Annotated in this window: 15 protein-coding genes and 5 tRNA genes; 7 read left to right on the forward strand and 13 right to left on the reverse strand. The window is 44.5% G+C overall.

Features of this window, described 5'->3' with window-relative positions; translation table 11 throughout:
• Positions 1-173: 173 nt before the first annotated feature.
• The 5 genes from AACR75_RS11035 to AACR75_RS11055 all read right to left on the reverse strand — a co-directional run bounded on the left by AACR75_RS11035 (position 174) and on the right by AACR75_RS11055 (position 880).
• Positions 174-250: transfer RNA gene (locus AACR75_RS11035), tRNA-Pro, on the reverse strand.
• Between the two features lie 56 nt (positions 251-306).
• Positions 307-382: transfer RNA gene (locus AACR75_RS11040), tRNA-His, on the reverse strand.
• 75 nt (positions 383-457) lie between these two features.
• Positions 458-534, reverse strand: a tRNA-Pro gene (locus AACR75_RS11045).
• A gap of 150 nt (positions 535-684) precedes the next feature.
• A tRNA-His gene (locus AACR75_RS11050) sits at positions 685-760 on the reverse strand.
• A gap of 43 nt (positions 761-803) precedes the next feature.
• A tRNA-Arg gene (locus tag AACR75_RS11055) sits at positions 804-880 on the reverse strand.
• Between the two features lie 298 nt (positions 881-1,178).
• On the opposite strand from AACR75_RS11055, the gene AACR75_RS11060 reads away from it, so the two are divergent.
• Positions 1,179-1,586: a c-type cytochrome gene (locus AACR75_RS11060; protein ID WP_088718017.1), complete on the forward strand. Its 408-nt coding sequence runs from the start codon at positions 1,179-1,181 to the stop codon at positions 1,584-1,586.
• 69 nt (positions 1,587-1,655) lie between these two features.
• Here the strand turns inward: AACR75_RS11060 and rep are convergent, their stop codons facing one another.
• The gene (gene rep, locus AACR75_RS11065; protein ID WP_047690291.1) at positions 1,656-3,674 is read right to left on the reverse strand and encodes a DNA helicase Rep; all 2,019 of its coding nucleotides are present in this window, start codon (positions 3,672-3,674) and stop codon (positions 1,656-1,658) included.
• 139 nt (positions 3,675-3,813) lie between these two features.
• Between rep and AACR75_RS11070 the strand changes: the two genes are divergently transcribed.
• The 4 genes from AACR75_RS11070 (at position 3,814) to ubiK (ending at position 9,058) form a co-directional block, all read left to right on the forward strand.
• Positions 3,814-4,425 (forward strand): TetR/AcrR family transcriptional regulator, encoded by a 612-nt coding sequence (locus tag AACR75_RS11070; protein ID WP_013855653.1) that lies wholly within the window; start codon positions 3,814-3,816, stop codon positions 4,423-4,425.
• Positions 4,426-4,443: 18 nt separating this feature from the next.
• Positions 4,444-5,550, forward strand: a complete 1,107-nt coding sequence (locus tag AACR75_RS11075; protein WP_017042454.1) for an efflux RND transporter periplasmic adaptor subunit — start codon at positions 4,444-4,446, stop codon at positions 5,548-5,550.
• A gap of 11 nt (positions 5,551-5,561) precedes the next feature.
• Positions 5,562-8,684, forward strand: coding sequence for a multidrug efflux RND transporter permease subunit (locus AACR75_RS11080; protein ID WP_013855651.1), 3,123 nt, complete (start codon positions 5,562-5,564; stop codon positions 8,682-8,684).
• A gap of 122 nt (positions 8,685-8,806) precedes the next feature.
• A complete protein-coding gene (ubiK, locus tag AACR75_RS11085; RefSeq protein WP_010319855.1) occupies positions 8,807-9,058 on the forward strand; it encodes a ubiquinone biosynthesis accessory factor UbiK in 252 nt (83 codons plus the stop codon).
• Between the two features lie 191 nt (positions 9,059-9,249).
• Here the strand turns inward: ubiK and ilvC are convergent, their stop codons facing one another.
• Entirely contained in the window at positions 9,250-10,734 is a 1,485-nt protein-coding gene (ilvC, locus tag AACR75_RS11090) for a ketol-acid reductoisomerase (protein ID WP_013855650.1), read from the reverse strand.
• A gap of 143 nt (positions 10,735-10,877) precedes the next feature.
• Between ilvC and ilvY the strand changes: the two genes are divergently transcribed.
• On the forward strand, positions 10,878-11,768 hold the full coding sequence (gene ilvY, locus AACR75_RS11095) for an HTH-type transcriptional activator IlvY (RefSeq protein WP_013855649.1): 891 nt from the start codon (positions 10,878-10,880) through the stop codon (positions 11,766-11,768).
• 65 nt (positions 11,769-11,833) lie between these two features.
• Here ilvY and hemN read toward each other — a convergent pair whose 3' ends face one another.
• The 5 genes from hemN to AACR75_RS11120 form a co-directional block, all read right to left on the reverse strand.
• Positions 11,834-13,222: an oxygen-independent coproporphyrinogen III oxidase gene (gene hemN, locus AACR75_RS11100; protein WP_047690293.1), complete on the reverse strand. Its 1,389-nt coding sequence runs from the start codon at positions 13,220-13,222 to the stop codon at positions 11,834-11,836.
• A 138-nt stretch (positions 13,223-13,360) separates the two neighbouring features.
• A complete protein-coding gene (locus AACR75_RS11105; RefSeq protein ID WP_017042451.1) occupies positions 13,361-13,849 on the reverse strand; it encodes a DUF2489 domain-containing protein in 489 nt (162 codons plus the stop codon).
• An 8-nt stretch (positions 13,850-13,857) separates the two neighbouring features.
• Positions 13,858-14,412: a Der GTPase-activating protein YihI gene (gene yihI, locus AACR75_RS11110; protein WP_013855646.1), complete on the reverse strand. Its 555-nt coding sequence runs from the start codon at positions 14,410-14,412 to the stop codon at positions 13,858-13,860.
• Entirely contained in the window at positions 14,412-15,050 is a 639-nt protein-coding gene (locus AACR75_RS11115; protein ID WP_013855645.1) for a class I SAM-dependent methyltransferase, read from the reverse strand. Before AACR75_RS11115 ends, yihI begins: the two co-directional genes overlap by 1 nt.
• Positions 15,051-15,266: 216 nt before the next feature.
• Entirely contained in the window at positions 15,267-15,884 is a 618-nt protein-coding gene (locus AACR75_RS11120) for a c-type cytochrome (RefSeq protein ID WP_013855644.1), read from the reverse strand.
• Positions 15,885-16,051: 167 nt separating this feature from the next.
• Between AACR75_RS11120 and yihA the strand changes: the two genes are divergently transcribed.
• Positions 16,052-16,759 carry a ribosome biogenesis GTP-binding protein YihA/YsxC gene (gene yihA, locus AACR75_RS11125; RefSeq protein ID WP_047690296.1) on the forward strand — a complete coding sequence of 236 codons (708 nt, stop codon included), beginning with the start codon at positions 16,052-16,054 and terminating at the stop codon, positions 16,757-16,759.
• Positions 16,760-17,253: 494 nt separating this feature from the next.
• On the opposite strand, the gene AACR75_RS18610 is transcribed toward yihA, so the two are convergent.
• Positions 17,254-17,301 carry a hypothetical protein gene (locus AACR75_RS18610; protein WP_438356636.1) on the reverse strand — a complete coding sequence of 16 codons (48 nt, stop codon included), beginning with the start codon at positions 17,299-17,301 and terminating at the stop codon, positions 17,254-17,256.
• Between the last annotated feature and the right edge of the window lie 142 nt (positions 17,302-17,443).

Genomic DNA, 17,443 nt, shown 5'->3' on the forward strand with positions numbered 1-17,443 from the left:
AAACATCAGATATTAAAAAGCCCCAGTCTTTCGACTGAGGCTTTTTAAGGTGGTCGGTGAAGAGCCCGGTTTTGAAAATCAAACGAACCCCACTTTGGCTCTCATTACCTTGATTAAGGCTCCAAACATCAGATATTAAAAAGCCCCAGTCTTTCGACTGAGGCTTATTAAGGTGGTCGGTGAAGAGGGATTCGAACCCCCGACCCTCTGGTCCCAAACCAGATGCGCTACCAAGCTGCGCTATTCACCGATATATCTCTTTCTTCTCGATTTTCACCAAGAACGGAAACCGAAGTTACCGAATAATGGGGTGGCTAACGAGACTTGAACTCGCGACAACCGGAATCACAATCCGGGGCTCTACCAACTGAGCTATAGCCACCATCAAACTTTGCAATAACCGCTTGCTTGCCGTTATTTTTCTTTTCATTTTTAACCAATGAGAAGAAAAGAAAAGTGGTCGGTGAAGAGGGATTCGAACCCCCGACCCTCTGGTCCCAAACCAGATGCGCTACCAAGCTGCGCTATTCACCGATACAAATTCATTTTTTGGAATAAGCGATAGAGAACCCTCTGCTCCGCTATTCCTAACATCATGATGCACTATCAAACTAGTCTATTCATCGATGTAAATCTTTTTTTTCTCGACTTTCACCAAGAAAGGAAACCGAAGTTACCAAATAATGGGGTGGCTAACGAGACTTGAACTCGCGACAACCGGAATCACAATCCGGGGCTCTACCAACTGAGCTATAGCCACCACTGTTTTGCCAATTTGCTACTTATTTACATAAGCATCCGGATGGCGCGCCCGAAAGGATTCGAACCTTCGACCTTTGGCTCCGGAGGCCAACGCTCTATCCAGCTGAGCTACGGGCGCATGCCCTATCGGCGGAGTGGAATAATACGGAGTTCACACTAGGGCGTCTAGTACTTTTTCAACTTTTTTTATCGTTTGACGCCTTTTTCATCAGATAACCATTATTACCTCTATAATAAGGATGTGACTCACCCCTTGAAGATCGCAACTTGTTGTTTATTGCAACAACTTATCGGGATATAATCACCCAATATTTACATTGATTTAACAGCTTGAATGGCTTTTAAATCAGCCACACTCTAAATCTAAGTATAAATAGGTAAGCATGAACTTACCTTTGGAATATAAAGTGAGTTTAATGGATATGTCTCGACGAATCATAAGCGTGTTATTCGCTGCTTTAACCTTTTCTAGTGTTGCATTGGCAACCAGCCAAGCTGAATACGATGCCATTGCTGATCGCATTAAACCTGTAGGTGATGTTTACTTAGCGGGTAGTGAACCCGTTGCGGCAGAGCCGACAGGCCCTCGTGATGGCGCGCAAGTTTATGGTACATTCTGTATCGCTTGCCACTCTACAGGCATCAGTGGCGCACCTAAAATTGGCAATGCCGAAGAGTGGGCTCCACGTATCGCCCAAGGTAAAGATGTATTGAAAAATCATGCACTGCAAGGCTTTAATGCCATGCCAGCTAAAGGAACCTGTATGGATTGCTCTGACGACGAAATCGTTGCCGCCATTGAGCATATGATTGCAGGTCTTTAATACATTAATTCCTATAAAACAAAGGGTTGGCTTTAATTCCAAACCTTTGTTTTTATTATTTTTTAAGCACTATTTCTTAAACATGGCAGCGCGCAAATTAGCAATATGGCTTTGTCCTTTCACCATTCGCTCTTCTTGACTTACTGGCTTTTTGCTCTGTTCCCACTCAACATCGTCAAAGGGTAATTCATCCAAAAAGCGACTTTGTGTGGGTTTAAGCAGTTCCCCGTATTGACGACGTTCTTTACACATAGTGAAAGTCAGTTCTCGCTGCGCGCGAGTTATCCCGACATACATCAAACGACGTTCTTCTTCGACGTTGTCCTCATCGATACTGGTTTGATGAGGAAGAATACCCTCTTCAGTGCCAATCAAATAAACGTAAGGAAATTCAAGGCCTTTCGATGCATGCAATGTCATCAACTGAACGGCATCACTCTCATCCTCTTCTTCACTTCGCTCCATCATGTCGCGTAGGGTTAAGCGCTGTACAACTTCTTTGAGCGATTTTTCTTGTTGGTCATAGTTGTCACCTTCAAGGTCGGCCACAATCCAAGAATAGAGATCAGAGACGTTTTTCATACGCATTTCGGCCGCTTTGGGGCTGGAAGAGGTTTCATACAGCCAATCTTCATAATGAATATCTCGGACTAACGATCGCACCGCTTCAACGGTATTGCCTCGTTCAGCTTGATCTGAGATAGCTACTAACCATTGCGTAAACTGACGCAAGTTGTCGAGCCCTCTTCCAGACAAATGATGCTCTAAGCCAAGTTCAAAACTGGCCGAAAACAAGCTTTTGCCACGCATATTGGCGTAACTACCCAATTTCTCTAACGTGACTGGGCCAATTTCTCGTTTTGGCGTGTTCACAATGCGTAAAAAAGCATTGTCATCGTCAGGATTCACCAACACTTTGAGGTAAGCCATGATGTCTTTAATTTCGGCTCTGGCAAAAAATGACGTTCCACCGGATAACTTATAAGGCACGCGGTTTTGCAGCAGCGATTTTTCAATTAAGCGTGACTGATGATTACCGCGGTACAATATCGCGTAATCACGATATTCGGTGCGATTGAGAAATTTATGCGCAATCAGTTCACCAGTGACCCGCTCCGCTTCATGATCTTCATTTTTCGCTAGCAAAACTTTGAGTTTTTCACCCTCAGGGATCTCAGAAAAAAGCGTTTTCTCATACACGTGTGGGTTGTTAGCAATCAGAATATTGGCCGCTCTCAAAATACGGCTGGTTGAACGGTAGTTCTGCTCAAGCTTAATCAGTTTAAGATTTGGGTAATCTTGCCCCAGCAACACGAGGTTTTGCGGTTTCGCCCCTCGCCAAGAATAGATGGATTGATCATCATCACCCACCACGGTTAAACGGCCACGTTCTCCAACCAACAATTTTACTAACTCGTATTGACTGGTATTGGTATCTTGATATTCATCCACCAGCAAGTAGCGAATGCGGTTTTGCCAACGCTGACGAACTTCGGCGTTGTTTTGCAATAACAGCACCGGCATTAAAATAAGATCATCAAAATCGAGCGCGTTATACGCTTTCATTTGCTTTTGATAAAGATCGAAGCAGTAAGCGAACAGCTGTTGTTGTTCACCTTGAGCAAAACCTTTCGCTTGCTCTGGCGTCAACATGTCGTTCTTCCAGTTGGAGATGGTGCTGAGCAATTGGCGCAGCAGATCTTTATCGCCCTCGAGCTGTTTCTCTGTCAACTCTTTGAGCAGCGCAAGCTGGTCTTGGTCGTCAAACAGAGAGAACCCCGCTTTCAAGCCCAAAAATTTATATTCCCGACGGATAATATTGAGGCCTAAAGTATGAAATGTGGAAACGAGCAGCCCTTTTGACTCAGCTTTTCCAAGCGTTTGTGCTACCCGCGCCTTCATTTCTCGAGCGGCTTTGTTAGTAAATGTAACGGCAGCAATGTTGCGCGCTTTATAATCACACTGTTGAACCAAGTAAGCGATCTTGTTGGTAATTACGCGCGTTTTACCCGAGCCAGCCCCCGCCAATACTAGACATGGGCCCGATACATATTTGACGGCTTCGTCTTGTCTTGGATTCAGCTTCATGAGGTACTCGTATCACTTTTATTTGGGCCGTCTATGATAATGCCGCGCTTTACTGATTACTACGTCATTCACCATAAGATTTTTGTCATTTTACTACACTAGTGTATTGCATAAGGGGCTATAGTTTGGTCTATAATGAATGAACGTTCATTCACTGTGGGATGTCAGCATGTCTAACTGTATTCACGTGGATAAGTACCAGCAGATATTGGTGGCTGCTGAAAAGCTGATCGCTGAATCTGGATTTCAAGGCTTATCGATGCACAAATTAGCCAAAGAAGCCGGTGTCGCAACGGGAACAATTTACCGTTACTTTGATGACAAAGATCATCTTCTTGTGACAGTTCGCTTACACGTTTGTCAGCATATTGCTGACGCGGTGCAAGCCAATATTGATGATGAGATGCCTTTGAAAGAACGCTTTAAAATGATGTGGCTTAATATCTGGGAATTAGCACAATCAAGCAGTGCAACACTCAGCAACCGAGTTCAATATGAATCATTGCCAACAACAATCAGTTGCAATGTTAAGGAACTTGAGCGAAAAATGTTTGCCAAAGTGGATTTACTATTTGATCAAGGTAAAGAGCAGGGATTATTCAAGCCGTTGGATAACCAGATTTTGTCTGCTTTAAGCTTCGAAACAACGGTCGCCCTTGCCCGTAAAAAAGCGATGGAATGTTATCAACTGGATGACAGCGCACTCAGTGCTGTGATTGACGCCAGTTGGGATGCAATTACTCAACACTAACTTGGAGTTCTGACTAGAATGAAAAAGTGGACATTCTTTATGTTACTTATCGCCTTCCTACTGTTTGGTAGCGTGATAGGTTTTAATCTGTTTAAACAACAAAAAATTGCCGAATTCATGGCCAACCGTCCTGAACCTGAATTTCCAGTGACAGTGACTGATGTAACTCCTGTTGATTGGATCCCAGTGATTGAAGCGATTGGTTTTATTGAACCCAATCAAGGCGTGACACTGACATCTGAAACCAGCGGCGTGATCGATAAGATTTCATTTGAATCAGGGACACAAGTTGAGGAAGACCAACCTTTAGTTTTACTTGATTCCGCGGTTGAGAAAGCGAATTTAAAAAGCTCACAAGCTCGCCTACCTGCTGCAAAAGCGAAATACGAACGCTATAAAGGTCTATTTGCTAAAGGGTCAATTTCAAAAGAAGCTTATGATGAAGCCGAAGCAAACTACTACTCTTTGTCTGCAGATATTGAAAGTTTAAAAGCTTCTATTGATCGTCGTGAAATCAAAGCTCCCTTTGCTGGTGTGGTGGGTATCCGTAATGTGTATTTAGGCCAATACCTACAGCCAGGCACCGATATTGTTCGCTTGGAAGATACCAGTGTAATGCGTCTGCGCTTTACCGTTCCACAAACGGATATTTCACGTATTTCATTAGGCCAGCAAGTGGATATTTTTATCGATGCTTATCCTAATGCAGCGTTTACAGGATCCATTACTGCGATAGAGCCTGCCGTTAGCGTTCAAAGTGGTTTAATCCAAGTGCAAGCCGATATTCCAAATAGTGACGGTAAACTACGCAGCGGTATGTTTGCTCGTGCCAACATCATCCTGCCGAAATTAGAAAACCAAGTCACGCTTCCTCAAACCGCCATTACCTTCACCCTGTATGGTGATAATGTTTACGTGTTGAAAGAAGAAGATGGCGTTAAACGAGTAGAGCAGCGCGTTGTAAAAGTAGGTGAACGCAAAGGTGCTGTGGCGCATATTTTAGAGGGTGTACAAGATGGAGACATCGTGGTCACTTCAGGTCAAGTGCGCTTAAGTAACCATTCGAAAGTTCGGGTAGTCGAAAGTAATGCGACTACACCACCTGCTGAAACACCGATGCTGTAATTGGAGGAATCATGCGTTTTACTGATGTTTTTATAAAACGTCCAGTGCTCGCGGTATCGATCAGCTTTTTGATAGCTCTGCTTGGTTTTCAAGCTATTTTCAAAATGCAAGTTCGTGAATACCCTGAAATGACGAATACCGTTGTTACAGTGAGTACAGGCTATTACGGTGCAAGTGCCGACTTAATCCAAGGTTTTATCACTCAACCTTTGGAACAAGCAGTCGCACAAGCCGACAACATTGATTATATGACTTCTTCTTCGGTATTGGGTAAATCAACGATTACCGTAACGATGAAGCTCAATACCGATCCCAACGCTGCACTTTCAGATGTGTTAGCAAAAACGAACTCGGTACGCTCACAGCTTCCTAAAGAGGCCGAAGATCCGACGGTAACTATGTCTACCGGCTCAACCACCGCGGTGCTGTATATTGGTTTCACTAGTGATGAACTTAGTTCAAGCCAAATTACTGACTATCTTGAGCGTGTATTTAACCCTCAAATATTCACCGTCAACGGCGTCTCTAAGATTGACTTGTATGGTGGCATGAAATACGCCCTTCGCATTTGGCTTGATCCAGCAAAAATGGCAGGACTACAGCTCACTGCGGGCGATGTGATGAACGTGCTGAATGCCAACAACTATCAATCAGCAACAGGACAAGCCACTGGCGAATTCGTGCTGTATAACGGTAGTGCCGATACGCAAGTGTCAAATGTCGATGAGCTGAAAAACCTGGTGGTTAAAACGGGCGACGGCAATGTTATTCGCCTAGGTGATATTGCAAACGTCACGCTAGAAAAAAGCCATGATGTTTACCGCGCAAGTGCAAACGGCCGAGAAGCGGTTGTAGCAGCCATCAACGCAGCACCTAGCGCAAACCCAATCAACATTGCTCAAGATGTGCTGGATCTGTTACCGCAGTTAAAGCGTAATCTACCAAGTAACATCGAAATGAACGTGATGTATGACTCCACGGTGGCGATCAATGAATCGATCCACGAGGTCATAAAAACCATCGCTGAAGCCGCCTTGATCGTACTTGTCGTCATTACTCTATTCCTAGGCTCTTTACGGGCCGTTATCATCCCGATTGTTACCATTCCACTATCCTTAGTTGGTGTTGCTATGGTAATGCAGGGAATGGGCTTCTCATGGAACTTGATGACACTGCTAGCGATGGTATTGGCTATCGGCCTTGTGGTGGATGATGCAATCGTTGTACTAGAAAACGTTGACCGCCACATTAAGCTGGGTGAATCACCATTTCGTGCCGCGATTATTGGTACTCGTGAAATCGCCGTTCCGGTAATTGCGATGACGCTGACACTGGGCGCCGTTTATGCACCGATAGCGATGATGGGTGGCATAACAGGCTCACTCTTTAAAGAGTTTGCACTCACACTGGCTGGTGCTGTATTTGTTTCAGGTATTGTTGCACTGACACTTTCACCCATGATGTGTTCTAAAATGCTTAAAGCGCACGAAGAGCCCAACAAGTTTGAACAAAAAGTGCATGGATTACTTGATTCAATGAGTAACCGCTACGCGAAATTACTCGAGAAAGTAATGCAGCGCCGTCCTGTCGTGATTGCCTTTGCGGTGATCGTGTTTGCCAGCCTGCCTATGCTGTTCAAATTCATTCCAAGTGAGCTTGCCCCTTCTGAAGATAAAGGCGTGGTCATGTTAATTGGTACGGGTTCTTCGAATGCGAACTTGGACTATTTACAAAACACCATGAATGACGTGAATACGATTCTGTCTGAACAGCCAGAAGTCCAGTTTGCTCAAGTCTTTACCGGTGTTCCAAGCTCCAACCAAGCGTTTGGTATTGCCTCGATGGTGCCTTGGAGTGAACGCCAGGCAAGCCAAGCTGAGGTTGCCACTCGAGTCGGCACCTTAGTGCAAGATATTCCAGGCATGGCCGTGACGGCCTTCCAAATGCCTGAACTTCCCGGCGCAGGCTCTGGATTGCCAATTCAATTTGTCATCACTACACCCAATAGCTTTGAAAGTTTGTTTGCTATTGCCACTGAAGTGCTAACAGAAGTGAAAGCAAGCCCGATGTTTGTGTACTCCGATTTAGACCTCAATTACGATTCTGCGACGATGAAAATCAATATCGACAAAGATAAAGCTGGGGTTTATGGCATCACGATGAAGGATATTGGCACGACATTAGGGACCATGATGGCGGATGGCTATGTCAACCGCATCGATCTCAATGGCCGCTCTTATGAAGTGATCCCGCAGGTTGAACGTAAATATCGCCTCAACCCTGAATCGATGAATCACTACTTTGTGCGTGCCGTTGACGGAAAAATGATCCCATTAGGGAGCCTAATTACCATTGATGTGATTGCAGAGCCGCGCTCACTGCCGCACTTTAACCAGCTAAACTCGGCAACCGTCGGAAGTGTACCGGGCCCAGGAGTTGCAATGGGTGATGCGATTACGTGGTTTGAGGATGTTGCCGCGACTAAACTGCCCGCAGGCTACAACCACGATTATATGGGTGAAGCACGTCAATACGTGACTGAGGGAAGCGCACTCTACGCGACCTTTGGTTTGGCACTCGCCATCATCTTCTTGGTACTGGCGATTCAATTTGAGTCGTTAAAAGATCCATTGGTTATCATGGTATCTGTTCCTCTCGCCATTTGCGGAGCATTAATTGCCCTGGCTTGGGGCGCAGCAACCATGAACATCTACTCGCAAGTAGGGTTGATTACACTGGTTGGTCTTATCACCAAGCACGGTATTCTTATTTGTGAAGTGGCGAAAGAAGAGCAGCTACACCATAACAAGTCTCGCATCGAAGCGGTGATGGAGGCAGCCAAAGTGCGTCTTCGCCCAATTCTAATGACGACAGCAGCGATGATTGCAGGTTTGATCCCGTTGATGTACGCAACGGGTGCAGGTGCAGCTCAGCGCTTTAGTATTGGTATTGTGATTGTGGCAGGTCTTGCGATTGGTACACTATTTACGCTATTCGTACTGCCTGTAATTTACAGCTATCTAGCCGAAAAACATAAGCCACTGCCTGTGTTTGTTGAGGATAAAGACCTCGAAAAGCTAGCCAGAGTTGACGAGGCCAAAGCAGCACAACGCCGACTCGCTGAAAATAAATAACACAATATAATTAAGACTGCTTCAAAAAAGGCCACCTCAGTGGCCTTTTTCTTACCTTGAATAACGACATTCTCAGCTCAATTGCTTAGAATGGAGACAAACTGACAGGAGTGTAAGCCGCTATGTTTGACCCTAAAAAACTTGAGCAAATTGCCAAACAAATTCACGATTCAATGCCTCAACCCGTAAAAGATTTGGGTGCCGACGTTGATCAAAAAATCCGCCAAGTGATCCAAGGCCAATTAAATAAATTGGACGTGGTAAGCCGTGAAGAATTTGATGTACAGACTCAAGTATTGATGCGTACTCGCCAAAAGCTCACTGAAATGGAGCAAAAATTGGCCGAGCTAGAAGCGAAAATCACCGCCAAATAATATTGCCCGGTTGAGATAAAAATTTCCCCAATAAAAAAGGCTTGGTCAACGGCGACCAAGCCTTTTGTTTTATATTGTGTTTGCTTTTGTATTTATTCTCCAGTCAGTCTGGAGCTTTACGTCATCATTCTCGTCATTGAAAAGGTGCGAACTCTCGGCCCCTTCTTAACCGCCGGAAGGTGAATTAGCCTTTAGCCACCGACAGCAATGCGTTTCATATCTGTCATGTAACCGCGCAACTCTTCACCGATGTACTCAACCGGATGGTTACGAAGAATTTCGTTCACTTCAATCAAGGTCGCGTTATCAACGAAATTCGAGCTTTCACCAAGGCCTTTACCAATCACATCAGTAGATACTTTTGGCATGAACTTTTCGCGCAGTAACGGTGTTGCGACATTGGCAAACAGGTAATTACCATACTCTGCTGTATCAGAAATAACCACGTTCATTTCATACAAACGCTTACGTGCTACTGTGTTGGCAATCAGTGGCAGCTCATGCAGAGATTCATAGTAAGCTGACTCTTCAACAATACCGGAAGCCGTCATAGCTTCAAATGCCAGCTCAACCCCAGCGCGAACCATGGCAATCATCAAAATACCTTTGTCGAAGTACTCTTGCTCAGTGATCTGTACATCAGACTGTGGGTAGTTTTCAAACGCAGTTTCACCGGTTTCAGCACGCCAGCCCAGCAAATCAGCATCATCGTTGGCCCAGTCAGCCATCATAGTGCTAGAGAAATGACCAGAAATAATGTCATCCATATGTTTGTTGTACAGTGGGCGCATCAAGTCTTTAAGCTCTTCAGACAGCTCAAACGCTTTGATTTTTGCTGGGTTTGATAGGCGATCCATCATGTGAGTGATGCCACCAAATTTCAGCGCTTCGGTTACCGTTTCCCAACCGTATTGCAGTAGTTTACCTGCGTAACCTGGGTCAATACCTTCTGCTACCATCTTCTCATAGCACACAATCGAACCCGCTTGTAGCATGCCACACAAGATGGTTTGCTCGCCCATAAGGTCCGATTTTACTTCGGCAACGAAAGAGGATTCCAAACAGCCAGCACGATGACCGCCCGTTCCCGCCGCCCAAGCTTTTGCGATATCCCAACCTTCACCTTGAGGGTCATTTTCTGGGTGAACAGCAAGCAAAGTCGGCACGCCGAAACCACGCTTATACTCTTCACGCACTTCGGTTCCCGGACACTTAGGCGCCACCATCACAACCGTGATGTCTTTACGGATCTGCATCCCTTCTTCAACCACGTTGAAGCCGTGAGAATACCCCAATGCTGCACCTTTTTTCATCAGCGGCATGATGGTTTCGACAACATTGCTGTGCTGTTTATCTGGCGTTAGGTTAATGACCAAGTCTGCTTGAGGGATAAGCGTTTCATAGCTACCCACTTCAAAACCGTTCTCTTTAGCATTTTTATAGGACTGACGCTGTTCGTCGATCGCTGCTTGACGCAATGCATAAGAGACATCAAGGCCAGAGTCTCGTAAATTTAGACCTTGGTTTAAACCTTGTGCACCACAACCGACAATCACTACTTTTTTACCTTTGAGGTACTCGGCTTCGCTTTCAAACTCAGAGCGATCCATAAAGCGGCAACGACCAAGTTGGTCAAGTTGTTGGCGTAGATTTAGGGTATTGAAATAGTTAGCCATGTTAGCGCTCTCCTTTAAAGATTCTTTCCATCAGGTCGGTTTCTAGAACCGAATAAACTGATACTAAAGCAGACATCAAGTTGCTTAAAGTGATATATTCACAATTAGTTATTGCAATTTATGCAACGTGATGTGATTAACTTATGAACATTAAAAACCTGCAGATGTTTATCCATCTGTGTGAGAGTAAAAACTTCAGTAAGACTGCCGCCGCGATGCACATCAGCCCATCCGCGCTCAGCCGGCAGATCCAGAAGCTGGAAGAAGAAACTAGCCAAAGCTTATTTGTGCGTGATAATCGTAGCGTTGAGCTAACGCCAGCAGGCAGTAAACTGGTTCCTGTTGCACTCAAAATCATTACAGAGTGGCAGCAATATAACGTACAAATGAAAAACCAAAACAGCGTATTACAAGGTGAAATTCGTTTGTTTTGCTCAGTCACCGCCAGCTACAGCCACCTGCCTCAGTTACTGTCCGATTTTCGAGTTCGCCATCCGTATATTGAGTTCAAACTCTTGACTGGCGATCCTGCTCAAGCGATTGATAAGATTTTGAATGATGAAGCGGATATTGCCATTTCAGCCATGCCCGAACAGCTACCAGCTCGCGTTGAATTTGAAACGATTGGTGAAATACCCTTATCGGTGATCGCGCCGCTCGGGATCAGTAGCTTTATCGAACAACTGCAAAATGACACACCCGATTGGTCAGTTGTCCCTTTTATTGTTCCTGAAGCGGGAACGGCAAGAGATAGAGCCAATGCATGGTTTAAAAAAATGAAGATCAAACCCAATATTTACGCGCAGAGCTCAGGGCATGAAGCGATTGTCAGCATGGTCGCGCTCGGTTGTGGTATCGGCATTGCGCCAGATGTGGTGATCAACAATAGCCCGGTGAGAGATAAGATCCAGCGCCTTAAATTAGCACCCGTAAAACCATTTCAGCTCGGTGTGTGCTGCAAACGCTCACAGCTTGATAACCCATTAATCAAAGCATTGTGGGATGTTGCAGCGAATAAATACCTGACACCATAACTCATCCCTCTTTTCAAAGAAAAAGCCACTGACGAGCAGTGGCTTTTTGATTCATGGTAAGGGCGTTAAATTACCCGCGAAAATTGTTGCTGACGAGCACGAACACGCAAGTATTTATCAAAGCACATGCAGATGTTTCGGATCAACAACCGCCCGCGCAAAGTAACGCGGATCTCTTTTTCATCGACTTCCACTAACTCATCATCAATAAAAGTTTGTAGCAACTCAAGATCTTGCTTGAAGTAGTGATTAAACGTCACGTTAAACTGTGCTTCAATTTGGCTTTTATCCAGTTTGAAATTGCAGATAAGCTGCTTGATCACTTCGCGACGAAGTAAGTCATCACTATCCAGTGCCACCCCTTTCCAGAGTGCATGACGTAACTCATTAACTTGCTCATAGTATTTTTTCAGCTCTTTTTGGTTCTGCGCATACGCATCCCCAATCATTGAAATGGCTGAGACACCAAAGCCAACTAAGTCGCAGTTACCTTGCGTGGTATAACCTTGAAAGTTGCGATGTAAAATGCCTTCACGCTGCGCGACGGCCAACTCATCATTGGGCAGAGCAAAATGGTCCATGCCAATGAACTGATAACCAGCACCCGTTAAGGTCGCGATCGTGTCTTGTAATATGGCCAGTTTTTCTTCCGCCGTAGGTAGATCTTCATCTTTAATCTTACGCTGCGCAGCGAACAGCTGCGGCATGTGCGCGTAGTTAAATACCGACAATCGACCCGGCTTCATCTCCAACACTTGCGCTAATGTTTTAGCAAAAGAGCCTTTAGTCTGCTTAGGCAAGCCGTATATGAGATCAAGGTTGGTTGAGCGAAAACCCAGCTGTTTAGCTCGTTCCGCCATAGCAAAAATAAAGGTTTCATCTTGCTCGCGGTTCACCAGCTTTTGCACTTCTTTGTTGAAATCTTGTACGCCGATGCTCAGGCGGTTAAATCCCTCGCTGCGTAGGTGATCAAGCATCTCTAACTCGATTTCACGCGGATCAACTTCAATACTGATTTCTGCGTCATTTTCAAAGCGGAACTCACCACGCAAAATGGCCATTAAACGGCTAATTTGCAATTGAGTTAAAAAGGTTGGTGTGCCACCACCGAAATGCAGTTGTGTGACTCTACGGCCATGCAGCAAAGAGGCTCGTTGGCGAATCTCATGTTCGAGCACATCCAAATAGTCGTCGGCTTTATGCGAATGACGGGTAATCACCTTATTACAACCACAGTAGTAACAAAGTTTGTGACAAAACGGGATATGAATATAAAGCGAAAGTGGCCTGTCAGGGTATTGGGCACACGCCATATCATAATCGGCAATAGTAAATGCTTCATGGAATTCAAGTGCTGTAGGATAAGAGGTATAACGCGGGCCTGAATAGTTATACTTATCTAAAACAGCTTGATCCCATACGATCTGTTGGCTGGGTACGACTTGCGAAGACATGCTGTGCTTTCCGTTCGAAACTTTGACGGGCTATTTTGCCACATGACAATGATGGACGTCGGGTGACAAAACGAAATTTGTGTATAAATGTTCTAAACTGCTAACGCGATCACTCACTCGAAAGAGGCAGTCGAGCCATTACATCATTTGAATCGGAATTTGACTATTCAAAGGGGCAATGCGTTTTTGCAGAACTTTTAACTCTTCAACAATCGCATCCATTAAACGGGCCTCCGCCTTTTGGCGCACTAAGTTATGCTTCATTCGCTCTTGTTTAGCGAGTTGGCTGCGCTCTTCGCCACGCGGCATATCCTTCACTATAGAATACAGTTCGGAAATAGCGGGATACGAACTATCAAAGTCGATTCTCTGTTCGCCTTGAACATAATCCATAATGCAGTAGACACGGATGCTGATCTCGGAGAGATCACATTGGCCTTGAATCCCAGCCATGCAAAGCGTATTTACGCTATCAAAAATATTTGCATTGCGTTTTTCAATGGCCAATGTTTGATGTTGAAGCTGCAAATCCTTTTGCTTTTTCAGTTGCAGCAGAAGGTAACCAGCGTAAGACGCTAAGCCGAGAATAATGATTCCACCAGCAATGGCTAACAAGGTTACATTCATGGCACTTTCTATCCTTTTAAATCATTTAGGTCGAAGCCTTCAAAATCTGATAATAAATCATCATCTGAACGTGATTTTTTGGCACTACCGCCAGTCACGATTGGCTCGAAAACATCTTCTTGCTCTTCAGCATACAGACCAAGTTGCTTCATCAGTGCTTCAATACGATCGAGTTTCTCATCAACGTATTTTTGTAAGCCGGCACCTAGGTTTTCGCCATTATCAATACGATCGAGCAACACGTTCAATTGCGCATCATTTTCCAGCATTTCGAGCTCTTGCTCAGCCGACAAACGACGCTCTTGCTTGGTCATTTTCTTCGCTGGCTCAACCACCAGAGGAATTTTTTTCTTGCTGCCTAAACGTGGATCGCGCGCTTTAGCGGCTTCTCGCTGCTGCTGATCTGAACCATCGGAATGGCGGCTACCCGCTTTCAGACCTTTCTGTTTTTTAACTCGCTTACGCAAACGGCCTTCAACATCTGCCTCACTGCGATTACGCGTGACAATCACGTCGCCTTCACCGGCTGAACCCGGCTTTCTCGATTTTTTACTACGGCTCATTACTGGGGTTTCCTCAGTAAAATTACATCATTACCAATAAATTCAAGTTCAAGCTCATCCCGCTTGGCCAAGTACTGGAAGGTTTCACGACTAAAAAAGATCACATGTGTGAGATCATTTTTGTAGTGCCACCCAGCAAACGCCTCCACGTCTTTGACTAGTTTGGTCATTAACCCAATCCAGCCTCCTGGCTTAACTAAATTTAACCATTGCTGCCAAACTTGGTGCGGCTTATGTAAATGCTCAATCACTTCAGTGGCAGTCATAAAATCATAGGTCGCCTGCAACACCTTTTCATCTGGATGAAAAAAGATATCGTATAACGACATTGTGTGCCCAGCCTCTTCCAACATAATGGATAAGGTTGGCCCCGGCCCACAACCAAAATCTAACCCGTTAGATGCCGGAGAAAGCCTCTCCAACATCGGCGCACAAACGCGTGACAAAAACTGGCGATAACCCCTATCCTGCGGGTTATTTTCATGCAAATCATAAAATGCTTTTTCCGCTTTTTCGTCAAGACGATGTTCAGGGCTAACAAACACAAGTGCACAGTGTTGGCACTGCAGATAAGGGCGAACTTTATCGGCAAAATAAGGAACTATTTGTTCACTAAAACATAATGGGCAAATGTGCATGTAACATCCTCAAACAGGGATGCGCAACATACCAGAAAGTGGCATTAGAGTGGAGAGTCAGCGCGTATTTTTTCACCAGCTAGGCAAAAAAAGATAAAAAAAGCGATAGGTAAGCCGATCATTGAGCAAAAAATTACGTTTTCTTCAGCACAAAAGAAAACGCCCTAGCTCAGTGCTAAGGCGTTTTCAAACAACAGTGCTCGAACGGTGTAGGGTTTAGTGAAGGCCGCCAACGTATTTAGAAAGTATTTCGATGTCAGTGTCGCTGAGCTTTTTCGCGACATCACGCATCATGGCATTCATATCATTATTACGAGCGTCATCGCGGAATTTTTGCAGTTGAGCTTTGATGTAGTCAGCATGCTGACCAGAAATTTTAGGGAAACCTGAAAGCTCAGTACCATTACCACGTGGACCATGACACGCAATACAAGCGGTTAAACCACGCTCTGCATCACCTGCGCTATAAAGTGCTTTTCCTTTCACTGCAACGTCTTCAGGCGTTGAGTTCGCTGAAATAGTTTGTGATGCAAAATACGCTGCAAGATCAGCTATATCTTCGTCGCTAAGAGGCATCGCCATGGCACTCATTACGGGATCGTAACGACCTTGTTTGCCACCGCTTGTCATTCCCAGCTTGAGATCATGCAATTGCTTCTCTATGTATTTCTCATGCTGACCAGCAATTTTAGGATAGATTGTAAGTAGACTATTGCCATCAGCACTGTGACAGGCAACACACGTTTGGGATTTTGCTTTACCAGCTTCAATGCTGCCTTGGGCCCACACTGAGCAGCTGGCTAAAAGACTCAAGATTAGCGCTAATTTCTTCATGACATTCCATTTATAATTATCAAGCTTCCAGTACCACTTTGCAGTTGCTACTCACTCTCAGTGGCGACTCATGGTACAATAGGCGACCTTATGCCGAGCACGGTTATTTTACACAATTTCACAAAAAAGTAATCAATCGACTACACAAAGTCGAGATGGAGTTAACAGTGAGCGTAAAAATTCATTATCAAAACACGCATTTCATTACCAGTGCGCCTGACATTCGTCATCTACCTGATGATGAAGGGATCGAAATTGCGTTTGCAGGACGCTCCAATGCAGGTAAGTCGAGTTCGTTGAATCGCTTAACGAATCAGAAGAGCTTGGCTAAAACCAGTAAAACTCCGGGCCGAACCCAACTGATCAACCTATTTAAAGTCACTGAAGGTTGTCATATTGTGGATTTACCGGGCTATGGTTTTGCTCAAGTTCCTTTGGAACTAAAGAAAAAATGGCAAAAATCATTAGGTGAATACCTACAAAAGCGCAAGAGCTTAAAAGGGCTGGTTGTGCTAATGGACATTCGCCATCCGATGAAAGATCTCGACCAACAATTGATTTCTTGGGCTGTCGATTGCTACATCCCAGTACTAGTACTACTGACTAAAGCGGACAAGCTAAAAAGTGGCGCACGTAAAGCTCAAGTGTTAAAAATTCGTGAAGAGGCACGCTCTTTTGGCGGCGATGTCACTGTCGATGCTTTTTCATCATTGAAAGGCTTAGGCGTCGATGTGCTGCGTAATAAATTGGATACGTGGTTTGCACCCGCACTCACACATTTAGCCGAGCAACAAGCAGTGGAAGAGATGGATGAGTGTGACTCAACTCACTTAGAAGAGATAGAAGAGAATCCAGACCATTCTGAAGAACACTAAACATCGTGACTCCAACAGAGCCCTACCTAATCGTGGGGCTTTTTTATAGGCTTTAAATCCAAATGCGAACGGCAAAGAGAAAAATCCCCACCATCCTGGTGGGGCAACGGGAGAGAAGTAGGAGGTAATTTATTATTGTTTTGCTAAGCATTCCTTAATCCCTCCAACTTTTCAATAGGTCAAAGAGTCATCAATTCACTCACTTACCGAACACTCCTCTGGCTCACCCCAATAAAATCAACATAACATAATGAATACTAATGATATTTAAACATATTCTTTGCGTTTGAGGCGAACTTGATTTCTCATTAGAAATAATCAAAGTGTGACTGTTAGCCAGTTACAGAATTGGGTGTTTATAAAAGAAATAAAGTAACTACTCAGCAATAGAATAGTGTGTTTTTATCACCTAAATTCTCGTAAAAAACAGTGGTGAATATTTTCTTTGGCCCAATAAAAAACGCCCCAGTCAAATACTGACTGGGGCGGCTGAATCAGCCTAATCCAATAACGTGAAACAAAAGGTCTGAAAGATAGAACATCTTACCTCTGTACCCTACGAGAGTTAATGTATAACAAATGGTCAGAAATGAAAACTATTTTTGTAGTTTTTTTTCATGAAAATTTTATTAAACAACACAAAGTTTAAAATCAAGAACACTTGTTTCTAGGCCATAAAAAAGC

Source organism: Vibrio sp. ZOR0018 (assembly GCF_963865925.1).
GTDB lineage: Bacteria > Pseudomonadota > Gammaproteobacteria > Enterobacterales > Vibrionaceae > Vibrio > Vibrio anguillarum.